Annotated in this window: 19 protein-coding genes; 13 read left to right on the forward strand and 6 right to left on the reverse strand. The window is 45.0% G+C overall.

What is annotated here, in order from left to right:
* Nucleotides 1-21: 21 nt before the first annotated feature.
* Complete coding sequence (locus tag TOL_RS02955; RefSeq protein WP_015485784.1) at nt 22-903, forward strand: type II secretion system protein N; 882 nt, start codon at nt 22-24, stop codon at nt 901-903.
* A gap of 2 nt (nt 904-905) precedes the next feature.
* Complete coding sequence (gene gspD / locus TOL_RS02960) at nt 906-2,801, forward strand: type II secretion system secretin GspD (protein ID WP_015485785.1); 1,896 nt, start codon at nt 906-908, stop codon at nt 2,799-2,801.
* Nucleotides 2,802-2,837: 36 nt separating this feature from the next.
* On the opposite strand, the gene TOL_RS02965 is transcribed toward gspD, so the two are convergent.
* Both TOL_RS02965 and sodB read right to left on the reverse strand, forming a co-directional pair.
* On the reverse strand, nt 2,838-3,446 hold the full coding sequence (locus TOL_RS02965; RefSeq protein ID WP_015485786.1) for a Maf family protein: 609 nt from the start codon (nt 3,444-3,446) through the stop codon (nt 2,838-2,840).
* 69 nt (nt 3,447-3,515) lie between these two features.
* A complete protein-coding gene (sodB, locus tag TOL_RS02970) occupies nt 3,516-4,097 on the reverse strand; it encodes a superoxide dismutase [Fe] (RefSeq protein WP_015485787.1) in 582 nt (193 codons plus the stop codon).
* A gap of 446 nt (nt 4,098-4,543) precedes the next feature.
* On the opposite strand from sodB, the gene TOL_RS02975 reads away from it, so the two are divergent.
* Nucleotides 4,544-5,359, forward strand: coding sequence for a hypothetical protein (locus TOL_RS02975; protein ID WP_015485789.1), 816 nt, complete (start codon nt 4,544-4,546; stop codon nt 5,357-5,359).
* Entirely contained in the window at nt 5,356-6,222 is an 867-nt protein-coding gene (locus tag TOL_RS02980) for a hypothetical protein (RefSeq protein WP_015485790.1), read from the forward strand. Before TOL_RS02975 ends, TOL_RS02980 begins: the two co-directional genes overlap by 4 nt.
* Nucleotides 6,223-6,252: 30 nt before the next feature.
* On the opposite strand, the gene TOL_RS02985 is transcribed toward TOL_RS02980, so the two are convergent.
* Entirely contained in the window at nt 6,253-6,681 is a 429-nt protein-coding gene (locus TOL_RS02985) for a hypothetical protein (protein WP_015485791.1), read from the reverse strand.
* 13 nt (nt 6,682-6,694) lie between these two features.
* The gene (locus TOL_RS02990) at nt 6,695-7,201 is read right to left on the reverse strand and encodes a hypothetical protein (protein ID WP_015485792.1); all 507 of its coding nucleotides are present in this window, start codon (nt 7,199-7,201) and stop codon (nt 6,695-6,697) included.
* A 231-nt stretch (nt 7,202-7,432) separates the two neighbouring features.
* On the opposite strand from TOL_RS02990, the gene TOL_RS18105 reads away from it, so the two are divergent.
* The 8 genes from TOL_RS18105 to TOL_RS03030 all read left to right on the forward strand — a co-directional run bounded on the left by TOL_RS18105 (nt 7,433) and on the right by TOL_RS03030 (nt 15,835).
* A complete protein-coding gene (locus tag TOL_RS18105; protein ID WP_015485793.1) occupies nt 7,433-8,194 on the forward strand; it encodes a DUF2846 domain-containing protein in 762 nt (253 codons plus the stop codon).
* Between the two features lie 175 nt (nt 8,195-8,369).
* Nucleotides 8,370-9,881, forward strand: a complete 1,512-nt coding sequence (locus tag TOL_RS03000) for a fumarate hydratase (protein WP_015485794.1) — start codon at nt 8,370-8,372, stop codon at nt 9,879-9,881.
* A 111-nt stretch (nt 9,882-9,992) separates the two neighbouring features.
* Nucleotides 9,993-10,295, forward strand: a complete 303-nt coding sequence (locus TOL_RS03005) for a 4a-hydroxytetrahydrobiopterin dehydratase (protein WP_015485795.1) — start codon at nt 9,993-9,995, stop codon at nt 10,293-10,295.
* Between the two features lie 366 nt (nt 10,296-10,661).
* The gene (locus TOL_RS03010) at nt 10,662-11,720 is read left to right on the forward strand and encodes a hypothetical protein (protein WP_015485796.1); all 1,059 of its coding nucleotides are present in this window, start codon (nt 10,662-10,664) and stop codon (nt 11,718-11,720) included.
* Between the two features lie 8 nt (nt 11,721-11,728).
* A complete protein-coding gene (locus TOL_RS03015; protein ID WP_015485797.1) occupies nt 11,729-12,400 on the forward strand; it encodes a tetratricopeptide repeat protein in 672 nt (223 codons plus the stop codon).
* A 10-nt stretch (nt 12,401-12,410) separates the two neighbouring features.
* A complete protein-coding gene (locus TOL_RS03020; protein WP_015485798.1) occupies nt 12,411-14,345 on the forward strand; it encodes a FliG C-terminal domain-containing protein in 1,935 nt (644 codons plus the stop codon).
* A 6-nt stretch (nt 14,346-14,351) separates the two neighbouring features.
* On the forward strand, nt 14,352-15,158 hold the full coding sequence (locus TOL_RS03025; protein ID WP_015485799.1) for a motility protein A: 807 nt from the start codon (nt 14,352-14,354) through the stop codon (nt 15,156-15,158).
* Nucleotides 15,155-15,835, forward strand: a complete 681-nt coding sequence (locus TOL_RS03030; RefSeq protein ID WP_015485800.1) for an OmpA/MotB family protein — start codon at nt 15,155-15,157, stop codon at nt 15,833-15,835. Before TOL_RS03025 ends, TOL_RS03030 begins: the two co-directional genes overlap by 4 nt.
* 60 nt (nt 15,836-15,895) lie before the next feature.
* Here the strand turns inward: TOL_RS03030 and TOL_RS19375 are convergent, their stop codons facing one another.
* Complete coding sequence (locus tag TOL_RS19375) at nt 15,896-17,692, reverse strand: PhoX family protein (RefSeq protein ID WP_015485801.1); 1,797 nt, start codon at nt 17,690-17,692, stop codon at nt 15,896-15,898.
* Nucleotides 17,693-17,800: 108 nt separating this feature from the next.
* On the reverse strand, nt 17,801-19,414 hold the full coding sequence (locus tag TOL_RS03040) for a hypothetical protein (protein WP_015485802.1): 1,614 nt from the start codon (nt 19,412-19,414) through the stop codon (nt 17,801-17,803).
* Between the two features lie 153 nt (nt 19,415-19,567).
* Between TOL_RS03040 and TOL_RS03045 the strand changes: the two genes are divergently transcribed.
* Complete coding sequence (locus TOL_RS03045) at nt 19,568-21,235, forward strand: alkaline phosphatase family protein (protein ID WP_015485803.1); 1,668 nt, start codon at nt 19,568-19,570, stop codon at nt 21,233-21,235.
* Nucleotides 21,236-21,251: the final 16 nt, after the last annotated feature.

Consider the following 21,251-nt stretch of genomic DNA (forward strand, 5'->3'; position numbering starts at 1 on the left):
TTTTTGGGGTAGTTTCCTTTGATGGAACAAGCAGCAGATATAAAACCTTGGCAGCGCTTAACGGTGCGCTTTGGTAAGATCGTATTAACGCTTCTGTTGGCCTGGTTGATGGCGCTTTTGGTGTGGCTGATTATTGCCCCTGAGCCGCTGTACCTCAAGGCACCAACGAAAGGTGGATCGAATCGTACAAGTTTCGAAAGTGCGGGCGCCGGCTCGTATCATGTATTTGGTGAAGTCGGCGTTGCTGAAGTCGTTGAAGTTAAGGCTGTCGATGCCCCTGATACTCGCTTGCGCCTGTCCTTATTGGGCGCGACTCAATCCTCGGTAGAAGAGGAATCGAGTGCCATCATTGCGCGTAAAGGCAGTGGTGGAGATTTTTATCGTATTGGTGATGTGGTTGAAGGTCGTACGCGCTTAGCTGCAGTGTATAAAGATAAAGTGATCTTAGACACGGCAGGAAAGCTCGAAACATTGAAGTTCGATGAGGTATCCAGTGCCGGTATTGGTGTTGCTAGTCAGACGCCAGAGCGCAATGAACGGCCAGATACCGACGATCGGGCTAAATCCTTGCGCGAACGTTTTAGTCGAGTACGCAGTACACAAGATTTTATGATGGTCGCTAGTGAAGCCGCACAGCAAGATCCTGAAGAGATGTTGAGCGGTTTAGGGTTAGAGTCTCAGGGATCGGGTAGTGGTTATAAGGTAACGGCCGGGTCAATACTGACGCAGGTTGATCTAAAGCCTGGGGATATAGTGTTGTCTGTTAATGGACAGCCATTGGGCGATGCTTCAAGTGACTCAAGCTTATTAGAGCAAGTGATGAGTGAAGGTTCGGCTCAAATAGAAGTACAGCGCGGAAATAGTCGCTTTATGGTCAATCAGAGTTTTGGATTAAGGAATTAAGTGTGTTGAAACAATGGGTTTTGGCGGTATTGCTACTGATTAGTGTAGTAAGCCCGATTCAGGCGCAGGAAAGCTGGCAGATCAATCTGAAGGATGCAGATATCGGCGCATTTATTAGTCAAGTTGCCGATATTACGGGCAAAAGCTTTGTGGTTGATCCGCGGGTAAAAGGTAAGGTTAACGTTATCACCAGTGAAGCTATGAACAGTCACGGTGTATATGAGTTGTTTTTGTCAGTACTACAACTGCATGGCTTTGCTGCAGTACCTGCTGGTGATGTGATTCTTATCGTGCAGCAAAATGATGTGAAGCAAAATGGTCGCGATTTGGACGAAAAAGCCGGTATTGGAAGCCAAGAGCTGTTGACCAAAGTCATTATGATTAAGAACACGCCAGCGCTTGATCTTGTGCCAATCTTACGCCCGTTAGTAGCCAAGTATGGGCATTTGGCTGGGGTGAAATCGTCGAATGCGCTAATTATCTCTGATCACGCCGTCAATATTCGTCGTATTGAACAAATTATTGACCGTCTGGATAAATCCGGTAGTGAAGAGCTTGAAGTTATTCAGCTTAAGGAAGCATGGGTTGGCAACGTAGTGACCATGCTACAGAGCTTAGATCCAGCTAAAGTCTCCCAAGGCAATGCCAATAATACCGACAATACCTCTGGCAGTATTCGTGTTGTAGCTGACGAGCGTAGTAATCGTTTAATTATTAAAGGCGAGAAAACTGCGCGTGAACGTATTCGTCAGCTAATTGAGCAGCTTGATCAGCCTTCGTATTTTAGTGGTAGTGCTCAAGTTATTCGTTTGCATTACGCCGACGCTACTAAGCTGGCGGAAATGTTGAAAGCCTTAATGGCCGATACATCGACTGGCAAAGATGAAAATCAAGCGAAAGGCCAAGCCGCTATTTATGCTGATGAAGACTTGAATGCGCTGGTTGTTCGAGCTGAACCATCCTTGATGAAGGAAGTGCAAGAACTGGTGGCATCGTTAGATGTGCGTCGTGCTCAAGTACTCATTGAGTCTGCGATTGTTGAAGTGACTGGTGATAACAGTGCTGCGTTAGGTGTGCAATGGGCTACGGGCAATCTAGATGCGCCTGTTGGCGGTACTAACTTCAGTAATGCTGGCCCATCGTTATCGTCTATTGCCACAAGTGTTGCGACCGGCGATGTCGGTTCTGCCGTCGGTAGCGGTTTAACTTTAGGCGGTTATAGTGAAATTAACGGCGAAGTTGATTTTGGAGTGGTGATTCAGGCATTGCAAAGCAATACCGCGACTAATCTTTTATCGACACCAAGTATCATGACGTTGGACAACCAAGAAGCGGAAATCATTGTTGGTCAAAACGTTCCTTTCCGTACCGGTTCAACAGCATCAAGTAGTAACGCCAATCCGTTTACTACGATTACTCGTGAAGATGTTGGTATTACGCTGAAAGTGAAACCACATATTCATGATGGTGAAGCGATTCGTCTCGAAGTAGAGGCTACTGCAGAATCTGTCGCCCAGACCAGTGTTGATGGTAGCGCCGACTTGATCACTAACAAGCGTTCGATTAAAACAATGATTTTATCGGCGGATAAAGAAACCATAGTGCTAGGTGGTTTAATTCGCGATGATGTTAGAGAAGTGGTGAGCAAGGTGCCGTTATTGGGCGATATTCCATTAATTGGCTGGTTGTTCCGCTCTAAATCGACCAGCACAGTTAAAAGCAATTTAATGGTGTTCTTGCGTCCAACGATCGTTAGTAGCTCTACAGGTGCCCGTGAATTAACTCAAGATAAATTCAACGGTATTTGGGAGTTTACGGTGTCTGAAAAATTAGGCGTTGATAGTATCGATGCTGAAATTAACAATCTATTTAAAGGATTGCCAATTCGCGAGAAGTAAGCGAATCGAAGAATGCTGTTGCGGTGGCTCAATAGGCTATTGAGCCGCCGCTAATTGCAGGACATCTATTCCTGCTTGTTTAAATAAATCGACTAAACCAATCAGTGGTAGCCCTATCAAGGCATTGCTATCGCGACCTTCTAGTGCAGTAAACAGCGCAATTCCTAACCCTTCTGCTTTAAAACTACCAGCACAGTCATACGGCTTTTCTATATCTACATAATGCTCAATTTCGTCGCTACTCAGCTGGCGAAAACAGACATCAAAGGGCTCGACTAAACTCCATGATTCTCCGGTGTTGGCGTTGAATAGAGCTAACCCTGTATGAAAACGAATTTTGTTTCCTGAAGCTTGTTTTAACTGCCTGATCGCTGTTTCTCGGTTGCCCGGTTTACTGACAGCTACACCATTTAGCACGCAGGCCTGATCGCTGCCAATAATCCAATGATGAGGATATTGTTGGCGTAATGCTTGAGCTTTTTCTGAGGCTAAGCGACCGACGTATTGCTCAGGTGTCTCGTCTGCTTGCTGCGATTCGTCAATATCTGGTGAGGCGCATTCAAAGGGAATGCGTAATCGGCTTAAGAGTTCTCGGCGATAAGGTGAGCTTGAGGCAAGTAGTAATTTAAAAGGCTGGGTGCTCATATTTGAGGGTCTTTTATGTGGATGTAAAAAAGGGAAGCTGAGCTTCCCTTTTTTATCAAACTGGAATTATTAAGCGAAGTTAGCGTTCGCGAAGTCCCAGTTAACCAGTGCCCAGAAACCTTTCAGGTAATCAGGACGCACGTTGCGGTAATCGATGTAGTAAGCGTGTTCCCACAAATCAACAGTCAACAACGGTGTAACACCTTCTTCGGTGATAGGGGTTGCAGCGTTTGACGTGTTTACGATGTCTAAAGAACCATCTGCTTTCTTAACTAACCAAGTCCAGCTTGAACCAAAGTTGTTCACTGCGCTGTCGTTGAATTTAGCTTGGAAATCAGCAAAAGATCCGAACGCAGCGGTAATTGCGTCGGCAATTGCGCCAGTAGGCTCGCCACCACCGTTAGGGCTTAGGCTATTCCAGTAGAAAGTGTGGTTCCAGATCTGAGCAGCGTTATTGAAAACACCACCAGATGAAGTCTTGATGATTTCTTCTAGGGTTTTACCTTCGAATTCAGTACCACCGATTAAGCCGTTCAACTTTTGAACGTAAGTGTTGTGATGCTTACCGTGGTGAAAATCTAATGTTTCTGCAGAAATATGAGGTTCTAGAGCAGTTTTTTCGTACGGTAGAGCAGGAAGTTCAAACGCCATGGTGTGTCTCCATTCTAGTGCTGAGTCAGGTTGCTTGGTCGCACTCTGGGGTGCATATCCTTCCGAAATGGGGGCAAAGTAGCGGATTTCAAGGGCAGAATTGCAATTGAAAGTACAAATGCCACATCCATAAAACGGATTGTGAATAATAGCACTCAGTTGCTACAGCGTGCTATTCACGTAAAACATAGGGTTATTCCTAGTGTTTTCGCTACTAGGGCGGCTATCGACGCGGTTGATTACCGTGATTAATGCATACGAACATAAATCTGACACCGTTCATCTGAAAAAGAGCTGAACAATGGCGTCAATGCAGGTATAACTTGCTTAAGCTTTATTAGCTATATGGTTGAAAAATAAACAAAAGCAGTACTTAATCATAATATTGTTATACTGATGCGATTAGATTCAGTCGTTCGCACGAGCTGCAAATTAGAGGAATTATCATGGATAAAGAGCAACCACCAGTGGTGCCTAAAATGACGGCATCCGCTGATGATAGTGCATTGCGTCAACAACAGGCCCGTCGTCAGGCCGCACAGCGTGCTGCACGAACAACCAACCCGCAACGAGCGGTAGTTGCTCCAGCGCCGAAGGCGAATCAAACTTTGGCTATTGCTGCTTTGGTTATTGGTTTAGTCGCAGTGGGGGGAGCTGGTTTCTTATTTACTCAATTGCAGGAAACTCAAGCGGCATTAAGTGATGCGCAGGCTGTTATTCGTGATCAGGCTGTAAATATTGACTCATTGAATGAGAAGCTGTCAGTAACCGGCGAAAATGCAGATTTATCCGTAGACGCTTTAAAGTCTTTGTTACGTGAGCACGACCAAGAAATTCGTAAACTGTGGGATGTCGCTAATAAACGTAATAAGTCTGCGATTGAAGATAACACTAAGAGTGTATCCATCGCGCGCTCAGGTGTTGATAGCTTGAAGAAATCGCAGGCGCAAATGCAGACAACTGTTGATGCTGCTGCGAAATCAATTTCAGATGCTAACGTCGCAATCGCTGCCGTTCGTCAACGTCTTGATCGCGTTGAGATTGCGGCTAGTTCATTACCTGCTGAAGCTGAATTAGCCATCGCGCAAAATAAAGAAGCTGTGCAAACGGTTGAAACAACATTAGCTGGCTTGAACGCAACGGTCGAAAAAATGCGCAAGGCGGGAACATCGGGTGATATCGGTGGGATGAAGCTTGAAATAGAAGATATTCAAATTCGTCTTGATCGTATTCAAAATGCTCTTGGTGGTACTGCCCCATGATGTGGCCTGAGGGATGGATGATCACTCTTAAGCAACCGGAATTGTCGCTACAGAAATCACCCTTTACCCTCAGACTAACTTATGGACGATTACTACGCAGTGTTGGCCCAGCGAGCGCTGCGTTTTCTTCAGGCTTGCGTAGCGATACGCCATCGACAGCCTTCTTTTGTGGTTATCAAGCTGCAATACGTTTTGTAGATCCTTTGTTAGAGGCCGAGCAGTGGGGCGCGCTTTGCGTTTCCGAGAAAGGATTGAAATCATTGTCGTCGATGACAACTCGTTTGGATCATGAGCGAGGTTGGCTATCAGGTGTTAAGTCACATGCGCTGATGATTGGCCAAGGCATGGACTGGCTATATATATTAGCTAAGCGTGACGACGATATTGTTGCTCTTAAGGTCGCTGCAAACAGTGACGGCATACGAATTATCCCCAATCAAAAACCACAGCCATTTGTTCCAGACGCTCAGCATTCAGCTATTGCGTTAGAGGCAGTTGACGTCAAGGCGGCAGTCATATTTACCGATGCACACGCTAATATTAATCGTCCATTTCGCTATTGGGAGGATGTGTGTGTTGGATTGGCTTTTGCGGGTTGGATAGTGCGCCAGCTAATTATGCAAGAGAGCGACGTATCACTCGATTTCAGTGACGCTATTCAAAAGATTCAATCTGAATTTTCAAATAATACTCAAGGATACAGCATAGACACTCTACAGCTCGTCGATGATTTGTATCGAGAAATGATGATTGCTGGAGATCAGATCGTTGGCGATTCTGCTGTATCTTGGAAAAGAGACCGTCTATTACTGGCGTTAGGTGAGAAAGCTCGGCAAATGTTACGCGAAAAAATGGCCGACTAGTCGGCCATTTTTTTGAGATATGAAAAGTTTTTATCGCACCGTCACGGTAACCGGAGGTGCAAGAACGGGGGCATTTCCAATATTCGGTAGTGCTACCTTAGGTTCCTGCACTGTCGTTAGCACGCGTGTCTCTTTATTACTTAATAATGGATCGACGGTTTGTTCGACACCTAATGATTCTGCTGATGCAGCCGTTGGCGCGAGTGCCGGCGTTTCAATTGCAGTATAAGCGAGATCTTGGTTCAGTAATCGTGGTATCTCAATACTTTGTGATGTCGTGCGGTTGTAGCGCAAAGTATTGCTGTAGTCATAATGATGGGTACGTTGCTTTGCTTCAGTGACCGCAGCTTCAAGATCATCAGAATAATAATCATCTTTATCGCCCGGATACAGTGTGTCGGCGAATGCTAGATTCGAGAATACACACAACAGCAAAGAGAATGTTATTTTTCTACTCATGTGGCAGCCCTAGTTAGCGGCGAATTTGTGTAGAAATACCAACGGTCGAGCGAGCATCTTTCACGCGTAGTTCGTAATTTTCGCTTTTGTAAGTAACATCACGAAGTAAAGTTACTTTCTTCTGCGGTACATCATTATCTTCTTTCGGGCTGGTGCCTTGCTCGGTATCTGTAACATCTTCTTCTGTTATTTGGCGTCCTAGTGCCGTATCTCTTACAGGCTTTTGAGCCTCTATTGTAGCTGCTTCACCGGCAGCCGTTGGTCCCATGGCACCTTCGATTACTAACTCTTCCATTTCAGTATTGAGTAGCTTTGGTAATGGAAAACTTTTCGATGTAGTACGATTATACCAAGCATGTCCAACATACTCAGTCTGACTAGGAGAGTGTTTGGCGGCATCAACTGCCTCGTCCAATTGCGGGGAGTAGTAAGCCTTGGCAGCATCGTCGTATGACAATGCCGATACAGATAACAGCAGACCAGTGGTCAGCAAGGTAACGCGGGATAGACAGCGCATCATTACAACAACCCCTTTTTTGTTTGTTTTTGTTATTTTTTACAAGTGTGTCATTATAGATCAAAGATCACTTTGTGTACACTTTATGTCCTACTTTACCGATTGCATCGAAGTCGTTCAACGGTAACAATAGAGCACTGCTTCACAGGTCTGATACATTCATGTGAGTAAGAACAAAACTCGGTTATTCTTAAACAGTATAAAGACCGAATGCCAAATAGGCGGAAGATAATAATGATAAAAACACTGTCTCGTAGTTTCTTGATCCCTGTAACCATCTTTGCCAGCGTAGTGGCGATGACAGGTTGCACTAATTTTCATCAATCAATTGGTGATAATTTTGGGTCGTACCCTAAATGGCTGTTTGGCCCTAAGGGTCATTACTATAAATCTGTGGGTTACCGTTGGGATTATGAAAATACCGCATTGGTATATATCTATCGTCCTATTAGTGTCTGGGCTATGGATGAAGTTGAAGCCCCTAGTTTTAACGTCAACAACGAGCGTCTATTTAACTTCAAGGGCGGCGGTTACACTTGGTACGAAATGGAGCCTGGCACCTACGACATCGTCGTACGGCGCGGAATATTCGGCTTAGAAGGTATAGGTGATTTTGTTTTCGCTAAGTATTCAGATTTCGATTTTCAAGTGGAAGCTGGCAAGGTGTATTACCTACGTTACTCCGAAATAGATCCTGTGAACGTGATTGTCGGCGATAACGGCCTGACGACTGGAGATGGACCATTACAGCTAGTTCCCCATTCCTTAGCAATGAAGGAAATGGAAGACACTAAAATGATTCATCATGGTCGTGATTTAATTACGCAAAACGGTCGTAAAGAACGAGATCTAAGTGATATGGCTGATGCCAGTACTAATAGCTCTAAGCGTGAATCGAGCTCAAATGCTCCAACTCCAGCGAAAGGTGGCATTGATGCGCCGGAAGGTTTGAAAGCCAAGCCTCGTTCAGAGCAAGAAGAATGGTGGCCATTCTAATTTGCGAACAATGCATGTGGACGTTTTAGACTGTCACCGCTTGCGCTACAATACAGACCAGACTGACGCCCACTGATGTGGGCGTTTTTACGCCCATCCATTGCCATTGGCTAACGTGAAGCGCTTTTTTATATATTCACTACTACGCCCATAAGCCTTTGAGAGAGAGCCCATCATGACTGTGATCAAGCAAGAAGACCTGATCCAGAGCGTTGCAGACGCGCTGCAGTACATTTCGTACTACCATCCAAAAGATTTTATTGATGCAGTTCATGCTGCATACGAGCGTGAAGAATCGAAAGCCGCGAAAGATGCGATGGCTCAAATTCTGATTAACTCGCGCATGTGTGCGATGGGTAAGCGTCCTATTTGTCAGGATACCGGTATTGTTACTGTGTTTTTAACGATTGGTATGGACGTTAAATTTGAAGGCGACATGAGTGTCGAAGATATGTGTAATGAAGGCGTTCGTCGCGCTTACACACATCCCGATAACGTGCTTCGCGCCTCTGTATTGGCCGATCCCGATGGTAAGCGGGCCAACACTAAGGACAACACGCCTGCGATTATTCACATGAAACTGGTTCCGGGTAATACAGTGGATGTGCATGTTGCGGCAAAAGGCGGTGGCTCTGAAGCTAAATCGAAGTTTGCGATGTTGAATCCATCGGATTCCATTGTTGATTGGGTATTAGAGCAAGTGCCCAAAATGGGTGCGGGCTGGTGTCCTCCGGGTATGCTAGGCATAGGCATCGGTGGTACTGCTGAGAAAGCCATGATGTTGGCGAAAGAAGCGTTGCTTGAGCCAGTGAATATTCAAGAGTTGCAAGCGCGCGGCGCGCAGAATCGCGCTGAAGAATTGCGTTTAGAGCTATACGAAAAAGTTAACAAGCTAGGTATCGGTGCTCAAGGTTTGGGCGGTTTAACTACAGTTCTCGATATCAAGGTGGCTGACTTCCCAACACACGCTGCGAACAAACCTGTGGCGATTATTCCTAACTGTGCTGCGACTCGCCATACGCATTTCGTATTGGATGGATCCGGTCCTGCGCAGTTGAAAGCACCAAAGCTAGAAGACTGGCCAGAAATTAGCTGGGAAGTCGGTGATAGCGTTCGTCGTGTTGACTTGAACACAGTGACGCCAGAAGACGTTAAAGATTGGAAAACAGGCGAAACTATTTTGCTATCAGGCAAGATGCTGACTGGCCGTGATGCGGCACACAAGCGCATGGTTGAGATGATTGCTCGTGGTGAAGAGTTGCCGGTTGATCTGAAAGGGCGCTTTATATACTACGTCGGCCCCGTTGATCCTGTGCGCGAAGAAGTCGTTGGTCCTGCAGGTCCAACGACGGCAACACGTATGGATAAGTTCACCCGCACCGTTCTTGAGAAAACTGGCTTGCTGGGCATGATTGGTAAATCGGAACGCGGTGACATTGCTATCGAAGCGATTAAAGATAACGAAGCGGTTTATTTGATGGCTGTTGGTGGTGCTGCATATTTAGTATCCCAAGCGATTAAAGGCGCAGAAGTTGTTGGTTTTGCGGATCTGGGAATGGAGGCTATCTACGAATTTGATGTAGAAGACATGCCAGTAACCGTAGCTGTCGATACTAAAGGTGAGTCTGTGCATAAGACGGGTCCACAAGAGTGGTTTGCTCGTATCAATGCAACGGAAGTTAACTAATTCAGCACTAGGTTGAATCAGTAACGACAAGAAAGGAGCTTCGGCTCCTTTTTTATGCTTTATTAATGGCTCACTGAAAATATCTAGGCTTAGCGTCAGAAGGAATTTGAGATGCGTAGAAGGTTATCAGATCAAGAATTACGGCAAGCGCTGAGTGAACTGTCGCAATGGCATACTCAGTTGATAGACGAGGCACAAAGCCTTACTCGTTCTTATCCGTTTAAAAACTTTATGGCGGCTCTGACGTTTGCTAATCGCATTGGCGAGCTGGCTGAATCCGCCAATCATCATCCGCAGCTCAACGTACAGTGGGGTCGTTTAGATATTTTCTGGTGGTCGCACGATGTTGGAGGTATTAGCACTTCCGACGTCGATCTAGCTCGTGCCAGCGACGCATTATTTAACACTTTATGAGCCACCTGTAAGATAGGCTCATCCAATACAATGGCTTATTCGAATTTGATATCAGGAATTTCGTCATTGTTACTATCCGAAACAAATAATTATTTCTCTGGCGCTGTTCATTCTTAGTAACGACTTCTAGCTGACGCCCCTCCGCTCTCGTCAGAAAAACGGCGAATTTTTGTCTGCATTTTAATCAAAACTCTTCCCACCTCGGGTTAATACCGATCACTTTTTGACGTTGCATTATGAGATTTCTCTTTTAATTGAGAAACGGTTGTTTAATAAAAGGTTATAACTGACCCTCGGAACCGTCAGCTTTGAAATATCAACTATGCTCTGCAAAGCCCCCGTGGATTCCTGAAGAAAGGAAATTGCATGAACTTTCGACTATTTCTAACGGCGTTATTCGCAACTTTTATAGCTGCGGCAAATGCCCAAGATAATGTTCCAGCACTAGATGCCGAAGTAGCTCCCTCCAGCTTGTATACCGGCTTTGAGCAGTTGTTGGACGATGATCAAACGCTTGTTTTAGAGGATTTAATTGATCTAGATCCAAATATTCGTCGCGTTGCTTTGTATCACAATGGTGATCGCTTACATCGTCAAATTCCGAAGCAAGTGCATTTGATGATCGAAAATAAACTGATGCATCGCATGATGGATAGTGAACGTTTTGAAGTTATTCAGTGTTTAGAATGCCGAACTACTCAAGTGGCGATGAAAGCCGATAAGTTAGAGATATCTCATCCTGCGGAAGACAACCAATCGCTACGTAAGTTAGGCAAACAAGTACGTGCAGACGCATTTATGTTTTGGAATGCCTCTGTGCATGAAAATAAATTCACCATTAATTTACGCATGGTAGATGCACGCGATAATAAATTATTGTGGATAAAAGAATATTCCAAGAAGACGACGCTAGAGCAAGAAACCGAAGGTTTTGACAGTGTTACTTATGAATTTACTGTAGGTGCCTGGGGTATCAGTGCAGAGCGCGATAATTCGGTTACTAACGCGACCGAAGATGTAAAAGGCATGACAGTATTTGGTATTCGTCGACGCGAGACCACGAGTTTAGACGACAGCATTGAGTACACGCTAGCACTTGAGTACTTCAAAAACTTCTCTAATACCGACTATTTCGACGTGTCAGGTATCAACTTAGAGGGGCGGATTATTGCTGATATTCCTGCAATGGATTCGCTACTCGATACCAAAGTTTACATGGGAATAGGCCAATCATTTTATAACGATACTAACTCATTGGTGTTCCGTTTTGGTTTTGAATTTCCTTTCTTTAAAGACGGCTTTGTTGATTATGGCGTGGTTTACATGCCTGAAGGTGATGCACGTTGGTTGGATGTTGCTGACTATGAACGTACCGGTAAATTTGGTGGTGCCAGCTACGATTTAACCCTTGGTTTACGGTTTTAGGAATGACTATGAAGAATTTAACGCTACTCATTTCTGCGATCGCACTGGTTAGTTGTTTATCAGGTTGCAGTTACGAACGATCAAATCGCATGCTCAAAGGCTATGGCAATTCTGAATGGACGGAAGAAACGAAAGCCGCTCCTGAATCAGAAGAAATTACCTTGCAAAAAGTAGCCGAACAGGCAAAAAAACAACATGGACTGATGCATATTCATCGCTATGGCGAAGGCTACGATATCCTACTGACCTTGGATGCCGGCGATAGCGATGTGAAGTTTGTTATGGATTTACCATCCAGTAATGAAGAAAAAGCCTCGGGTGATCCTCTTATAAGCGATGATGCTGAACAGAGTGCTGAGGACAAAGCGCTGGCAGAACAAGGCGCGGCAGCCAATGAAATTGAAGATGCGCAAGCGCGTAAAATCGCCAGTATTGAAGGAATGACTAAGCACATTCTCAATGCTCAAAGCCTATTTTATAAAAAGCAGTATTGGGATGCCTTAGATGAAACCAATGCAGCGTTGGATAAAGTTCCTGATTCAGCTCAAGCCCACGCATTAAAAGGCAGTATCTACTATAAAATGGGCTTGGTTGCCGAAGCACGTACCAGCTGGGAAGAGGCTTTACGTCTAGATCCAGAGTTGGATCAAGTTAAAGCCAGTTTAGCGCGATTACGCTGAGGAGATGGTGATGAAAGTATTATCGAAATCTCTCTTAGTATTGCCACTACTGTTTATTAGCAGCTTACTTCAGGCAGAAGAAGCCTATGAAGTACCGGTTAAAAAAGACGAAGTTGAGGAAGCGCGCTTTAAAAATGAAATGGAAGCGCGTTTGGGGCGCGATATCCAAGCCTATCTTGGCGAAGATCGATTTATTATTCAGGTGGATGCCATTTTAGAGCGCACACGTTCGGTTGTTAAGCAGGAGGGGACTCCAGCAAAAGCAGCGCCTGATTTACCAAGTAAGCCGCAAGTCGGCTCTCGTATTTCACTGCAACCGGTAGAAACTATTAATCCCGCCGATTATGAAGAGCTACCAGGTTTGCCCGTCAACGAACTGCCGCTGTTAATGGAAAATCAACAGCAGATGCAAACCTTGCAGCAGCAAGTGCGCAAATTACAACAAGAGCGCGATGCTGTCAGTGAGTATGCAGACCAATTAAAAGAGGCGGCAAATCAGAGCTCGCCCGCGACCAAAGCAACAGAAAAAACGATTGGTTATCGCAATGTTATTAAGAAGTTAACGATTACCTTAGTGGTTGATAACACCTTGAAAGATGAACAGGTGGAATTTCTCAAAAATTTAATTACGCGAAAATCTCAACTTAATGAATTGCGTGGCGACACCTTAAATGTTGTGCGCACAGAATTTAATCGCATAGAACCAAAACCCAGTGTGCAGAGCTTTTGGGAGCAATATGGTCCATGGATTTGGCTCGCTTCCATGCTCCTGGTGGCACTACTGACCGTTGCTCTGTTCTTCGCTCTTTGGCGTCGTATTCTACGCGTTGGCGAAACGGCCAATAATCGTCCATTAGCGCATGCTGCCGAATTGATCACAGATGCAAATGCCGCTGCTAATAGCACAAATAATGCAACGAACAGCCATGCCGAAGACGAAAAGGCCCAGCTTAAATATCGTATTAACGAGGCTCGACAGAAGCTTGTTAGCCAAGGCTTATCGCAGCCGCATCGTTTTCAACAGGGCGTCGCGCAAGCATTGCAGAGTGCACAAGCATTTGAGGTTGCCGCCTTATCAATGACCATGGGAAAGGGCTTGTTTGCTAGCTTGGCGCCGCAAGTGACGCCCACTCAATGGCAACAAATTGATGACATGCTGAAAGAAGGCAATTGGAGTGAGTCACAATTGCTGGAAGGTATGGAGCAATTTACCGAGCGCTTGACCAAACAAACGGATGAGCATAATGATAATGCACCATTCTCTTTTTTAAGTAAGTTAAATGATTCTCAGGTCTTATATTTAATTAAAGACGAAGATACTCGCATTAAAGCGCTCGTGATGTCGCAGTTGCCGGCGCAACGAGCAGCCGACATGTTTTTACGTCTTAGTGAAAAAGAGTTGGCCAATGTTGCTTTTGAATTAGGTCAGTTTGAAAGTTTACCTGTATCAGCATTTAAAGATGTGGCTGATCGCTTGGCGCGTGCTTCATTGACCGTCCCTTCTTTTGAGAATATATCCGCGGACGGCTTATCAGTGCTTATTCGCATGTTGGATAGCATGACAATGACCGAAGAAACGCGATTGCTTAAAACACTGAAATCTGAAAAACCAGAAACCTACTACCGCCTGAGACAGGTCTATTTTACCTTTGCGGATTTAGCGCGGACTCCAGATCGTGTGATATCCAACGAATTGCGCGAGTTGGATCGAGGCGTATTGGCGAGTGCGCTATGTCATAGCTCTATTGAGTTTAAACGACATGTTCTTGCCGCCTTACCACAAAAATTACGTGCAGGCGTGATCGCAGAATTGAAAGTTGCAGAAAGCGAAAATAGTACCGAAGTTATAGAGCAAGCACGTTTAAATATTGTACAGGCGATGCGCGCCGTTATTCGGGCTGGTCGTTTCTCAATGGATGAACTGGTTCAGATCTCACAGGGGTAAGCTATCGTGTTCCGTTTTTCCTTTAGTACCTTAATTGGGTTTTGTGCTGGTATTGGTTTATTTATCTTCGCGGTAATGAGCTCGACCAGTAACTATCAAATATTCGTCAGTATTTCGAGTTTGGCGTTGGTTTTGGGTAGTACGTTAGCCGCGTCATTAATTAGTTATTCGACGATGGATGTGCTCTGCGCAGTAAAAAGTATGATGCAGACATTCCTGCATTCGCCGACTTCACAACGGCATTTACGTGAGATTGCCCAGCGCTTTGTCGATTGGAGTACGATTTATCGGCAAGGAGGCGTTGCCGCTTTGGAGTCGTCGTTAACCCCTGCAGATTTAAAAGATGAATATGTTCGCGACGGCATAGAAATGATCGGTGCTGGCTATAAAAATCATGATATCCGTATTTTATTGACCGATCAGATGGATGCTACTTGGCAGCGTCATACCTTGGAATCTAAGGTATTGAATACTATGGCCGTGTATTCTCCGGGGTTCGGCATGGTGGGCACCATTGTTGGTTTGATCATTATGCTGGACAATCTTAATGGTGATATGGCGGGATTAGGTAAGGGCTTGGCACTTGCATTAATTACCACCTTGTATGGTGTGGTTTTAGCTAACCTATTTTTTAAACCTGCAGCGAATCAGGTAACCGAAAAGCAAGAGACCATGTACTTTCGCCATCAATTGATCATGGAGGGCTTTGTTCTATTGGCTGAGAAACGCGACGCCCTTTACATTCAAGATCGGTTAAATGCTTATTTAAGGCCGAATGCGCGCATGAAAGCATTGATTGAGGAGCTTGAATGAATCACGCCGCGAAACAGCGTGGCCTGCGTCGTCGTCGCCCCAATTATGATGATTCGTCGAGTTCGTGGCTGGTTACCTATTCGGATGCCATTACGTTATTACTCGCATTTTTTGTCATGATTTTATCCGTATCCGATTTAAATCAAGGCAAGGTTGAGGCTTTGCAGCAAGGCTTAGCTGAGGTAAATGCCTCACAACAACCAACGACTCCATTTACTGATATCAAGCGCGGTTTAGACGACTTTGTGAAGGAGAATGGGCTCGAAGATCAGGTCAGTGTTACGTTAGATCAACGTGGTGTGCAAATTGAATTTGCCAATGTAGCGCTCTACGATTCTGGATCCGCAGACTTAAAAGATAATGCCCTGCCTTTATTGCAAGAGTTAAGTCGGGTTATCCGTGATGTCAGTGGTGACAGCCACATGGTCGAGGTCGAAGGGCATACCGATGACGTACCGATAACAACCGAACAGTTCCCATCGAACTGGGAGTTGTCTTCTGCAAGAGCGACCCATGTGGTTAAGTATCTTTTAGCCTCCGGTATTGCCAAAGAGCGCTTAAAAGCGTCAGGTTTTGCCGATAGCCGGCCTAAGCCCGTTGCGGAGGGTGAAAGCGAAAGCCTAGAACAGCAGCGCAAAGACAATCGTCGGGTTGTGGTAGCCGTGCGCAGGTATTAATGATTAAAACGCATAGAGACAACAAAGGGGCCGAAGCCCCTTTGTTATTTTATACAGGAATTATTCACCTTTAGGGTTATAAATCCAAAGCATGTTATTGGTGTGATTACCGGTATCTTCACCGATCAACACGCGACCGTCATCAAGCACAACAAGGTTGTCTGGTTGAGCGATATTATCAACTGAACAACGATTTTCTGAGAGTGATGAATCATAAGCACCACCAACAACAACTGGATCCATACGGCTGACATCGTAGTTAGAATGCAAACCTAAACGGTAAACGATACCGCACCGGTTTGTTTCAATTTGAATGTCACCACTGGTATCTGACATGCCACCTTTTACATCAGACATAGCAACGTACATGAACGGAACAGCGCCACTGGCCGCACCATCATAGTTGATATTAATGCCTTCCATTTTATTGAATTCAACGGTGGCACCTACCGCTTCAGCTGCACGCAATGTTTCAAGGAATGCGACGCGATCATCGGCTGCCGTACCCGCTGCCCATTCCGCCACATCAGCATCACTGATGTAACTTGTTTCACCGTCAACGAAGTCGGTTTCGTCGATTGAATCGTACGAATCAACCCATGCTTCGATTTCTGCGTTGGTTGCGTGCGCTAATTCAATCCAAGTAATATCGAAACCGGCTTTTGAGTGATCGCGAGTAGCGTCTTGCGCAACTTTCGCGGCATACAAAGTACCGGACGATAGATCCCCCGCGGTGTCTGCAACGAATTTAAAGAAGCCTTTATTTGAGCCATCGTCGGTCAGATATACTGTTTTACGATCAGGCATGATAACTGGGTTTTCGTGAGCTACACGACCAAGAGTGAAGTGCTTAATAGGAGTTGGCGCTGCATCCGTTGGGTTTGTTATTTCGACAATGTAGCCATAATCATATGGGTTCGGAAAGGTACCGCCTAAGTAGGATTGAATGTTTTGCACATCAGGATAGCTTGGATAACCGCCTGAGTAAGTAGTGTCGTTCCACCGTACGGTATTTTCGGCTTCGTAGTTTTCTTCAGATGTTAACGGGGTGCCCCAAGGAGAGACAGTACCGAAACAGTTAATCATGGTGCCGTTCACAGAGCTGAAATCAATATTCAAGGCATCGCTTACAGACCAGCTACCATCTTCTTGACGGGCAATGCTCATACGCGACATTGCGCCAGGGCGATCTTCCCAAGCGGTAAATAGGAAGCCTTCAGAGCCGTCGGCATTGTTAGGAATAAAAGCATTAAAATCTGGATTGTTAGATTGTTTAATCGAAGCATCACCTGCGGCGTTAACGATATGGCCAAGCCCAAATGGTAATGCACCAGAGAAAGTATCGCCTTCGCGCCCAATCGCTTGATAGCTACCAATTGCCATTTGCGTTGACTGAGCTTCTACAGAATCTGAGGCCGGTACCGCTACTGACTGTAAGCGCGGATCGATATTATCGATATCCGCTCCAACCCATGCGCCAACGGCCGCTTTCGCTTCGTCGCCAGGTAGTGAAGAGCTCGGATGTTGAATGTTGAAAAAGAATTCACCGTTGTCAGTATTGAACATACCGGTTAACTCAGAGCCTAGCGGAGTGGTTGCTAGACGGATCAGTTTTGGTGCTACAGTCGCATCAGCACCATCAGCACCATCAGCACCATCAGCACCATCAGCACCATCAGCACCATCAGCACCGTTAGAACCATTGCTGCCGGCTAAACCAGGAGCGCCATCTTGAGTGATGATGGTCGTAGTACCATCAACACCATCTTTACCATTCTTACCGTCGTCTCCGCCGCAGGCGGTAACTAAAAATGCCGATGCAATTGCTACCGCCAAGAGGCTCTTATTAGTATTCATGCTTAAATTCCTATTAGTTCAGGGAGGACAAATTTAAGTCATGTAATCTAGAGGTGGATTGTTACGGAATTATTCGTAGTTTGTTATGGTTTATTGACACTTAAAGTTCTAATCCCAATTTAAGCGCATATCCCAATGATACACTCGGTGCGCTCCATCGAGAGGGGGAGTGCTTTCGTCAATTTCTTTATATACATTGGTCACTGGACTCCATGTGGCATCGCGTCCGTTAATAAAACTTTGGTGGCGAACAATGTGGCTGTACGCCTTGTTTAAATCCAATGCGCGACGCATAGATGGCGTGATTAAGGCATATACATCTGCTGCTTGAATTTTATCTACATCCGGAGTTCCGTCTTTGTACCACTTTTCGATAATCTCAGGGTTGCTTCTGAACTCACTTCCGCCTCCGGCACGTTGCAAATAATTTAGAATTTCTCCTCCTTCTTCATTAAAGTTCGGAGCGTCTTTCATGCCATGCAAATTGATGTAACCCCAACCTTGGCCTCCACTTACTTTTCGAGCCATCGAAAACGTGCTGTCGATGGTCGTACCAATAGCTGCATGACATCCCATGCAAAACATAGTTTCCTCGTAGGATTGCGGGCGAAGATCACCGTTGTAGTCTTCAATAAAACCTTGCACAAACCAGCCTAGTCCGTTATCGAGACCCTCATCGCCGCGCTTAATGAAATTAGGCACTTGTTCTAGAAGTTTCTCCTTGCGCTCGTTGGCATAGCGACTATCAATGACGTATCGATTTAAAACATTGACCTTTCGCATGTATCGTAATTCTTTCATTCTCGCCGGAATTGAAATATTTCCTTGAATATCAGTGCCGACATAACGCACTGAATGCATAAACTCTGTACCTTGTGGAAACTGTTGGAATTCAATTTTCTCATCGCTGGCGTCGCCAAGGTAATGGCTGCTTTTGGTAATGGTGTCGATGATCGAAAGCTTGCCATCCCTATTTAAGTCCGCATTGATTTCGCTTTCGTCAATGTTCCAAAAATTTACGCTGTCTATGTTCTTTAAATTCAGTTCAGTAAGCGTTAAGTTGATAAAATAAATATCACGATTAAACTGTCCGTTTAGTTCACGAAATTTTTTTGGAAGACGGATAACAACATCATCCGTTGAACCATTGGTTGGCCAAAATGTCCCCGGAAACGGTTTATAATTAAAAGCAACCCAGCCACTGTCATCAAGTGCGAGTCCGTTGGCGTCGAATGCTGCGGCTCCTTTGTGGTAATTGGTTAAATCAGGGATAAAACCCGTCCAGCCGCTATCGCTTAATATTTTTGGAAGACTTTGGTAGTTTTCAGTTGCAACATATTTTCGAATACTTTGATCATCGACATCTTTGAGCCATTGGCTTCGGTCTTCAAAAAGATTGCTCCAGTGGTTGGTAACGCCAATATCAGAGAAAATATAGCTACCTTGAATGCTGCCGTCGTCTAGCTGGTTAAGACGATCTTCCCCTTTGCGATCATAAAGTTGATGGCAGGTATAACAAGGGTTGTATTTTTGTTCAGTGCGGGTATAGCACTGTGGTGGAATGCTTGCTTCGTCGTTAAAAATGCGTTCATTTGTAATGTGTACGCGCTTGGTCTTTTCGACTTCTGGTAAAATCGAAGTGTCTGTTTGGCCGCAGGCGCTGAGGTAAAAGCTAATAAAGATGCTGGCTATGAGGGTAGTTTTATTGCGGATATCAGTCATGATACTGCTCTGATCTGTTAGCGAATAGCACGAAGGATATTTCTGAATTGTGACAATTATATTAATGGCGCGTAATTGATAAAGTGTCATAATTCGGAAATACACTATGGTCCGAGTAAAAATTCAGTAGAAGCTATGGAAATTAGGACGCTCATGAATAGTACTATCTTTAAATTCTTAAATATCCTATGGGTACCCAGTATTCTTGTTCTGAGCGGATGTCAGCCTCAGTCATCCGATGTTTTGGATGTTAAGCCGCCACTTTCTTTTGATGCCGGTGCGAACTCTAATATTTGGTATCAATCTGCCCAGGATTCGCTGCAAGCGGATTTTGCTAAGTTTGAAGCGATTCAAAATCAAATCGGTAGCGCTAAAAATGTTATTTTGTTTGTTGGTGATGGTATGAGTATTTCGACCATTACCGCAGCACGAATTTTGGACGGTCAGCTACGCGGTGAAAGCGGTGAAGAGAACCAATTAAGCTTTGAGAAATTTCCGTTTACCGGGTTTTCAAAAACCTACAACGTCGATGCGCAAACCCCCGACTCTGCTGGCACTATGACGGCGATGATGTCTGGTGTTAAAACTGATGCTGGTATTGTTGGGTTGAGTGAAGAGGTTACTCGGGGCGATTGTGCTAGTAGCAAGGGAACTGAGGTTATCTCTGCGCTTGAGCTGGCTGAAATAGCAGGTATGGCGACAGGGATTGTTACTACCGCTCGGTTGACACATGCAACGCCTGCTGCAACTTACGCACATAGTCCTGATCGTGATTGGGAAGATGTTTCAGATATGCCGGCTAGTGCCATTGCGCAGGGCTGTATGGATATCGCAGATCAATTTGTTCATTTAAAGGAAAAAATTGAGCAGGAGTATGGTGTAAGCGTCGATGGAATTGATGTTGCTATGGGCGGTGGGCGACGTCACTTTCTGCCGAAAGATGCTGCATTTAATTCGCCTGATGCCGTAAGTGCTATTGAAGGTGATCGTACTGACAATCGCGATCTAATTGCTGAATGGAAAAAGCTATATCCCTCTGGTCAATATGTTATGGATCAGACTGGTTTTGATGCGCTTACTACAGCTGCACAATTACCAGTACTAGGCTTGTTCAATGAATCGCATATGCGCTACGAAATGGATCGAAAAAATGATGTCTCCGGGGAGCCATCGCTTAGTGAGATGACAGCCAAAGCGATTCAGTTGTTAGAGGCTAAGGATAAAAATAAAGGGTATTTTTTAATGGTTGAAGCAGGTCGTATTGATCACGGCCATCATGCAGGCAGCGCCTTTAATGCTTTACATGAATCCATTGAACTTAGCCAAGCGGTGGCTAAAGCTCAAGCATCTACAAATCCGAATGAAACCTTGATTATTGTTACCTCGGATCATAGCCATGTCTTTACGATGGCAGGCTATCCGAAGCGCGGTAATCCAATTTTGGGTAAAGTTGTTTCTGTTGGTAGTGATCAAGAGGCACTGGCTTTAGATGATATGCCTTATACCACGCTGGGGTATGCTAACGGGCGTGGCTTTAAAGATTTAGGTGATGAGACAGATGGTGATTTAGCTTATGAGCATCCGGTTGATCAGGGCCGTAAGGATTTAAATTCTATCAATACTGAAACACCAGGATATCACCAAGAAGCCTTAATTCCCTTGGAGTCCGAAACTCACTCTGGCGAAGATGTGGGTATTTTTGCCACTGGTCCGGGCGCACATTTAGTGAGCGGTGTTCATGAGCAAAATGTGATTTTTCATATTATGAATTACGCCGCTAATTTAACAGGAAAAGCGACGTCTACGCTGCCTAAAAAATAATATTAAAATAGAGCAT

This window comes from Thalassolituus oleivorans MIL-1, assembly GCF_000355675.1.
In the GTDB taxonomy this organism is placed as follows: Bacteria; Pseudomonadota; Gammaproteobacteria; order Pseudomonadales; family Oceanobacteraceae; genus Thalassolituus; species Thalassolituus oleivorans.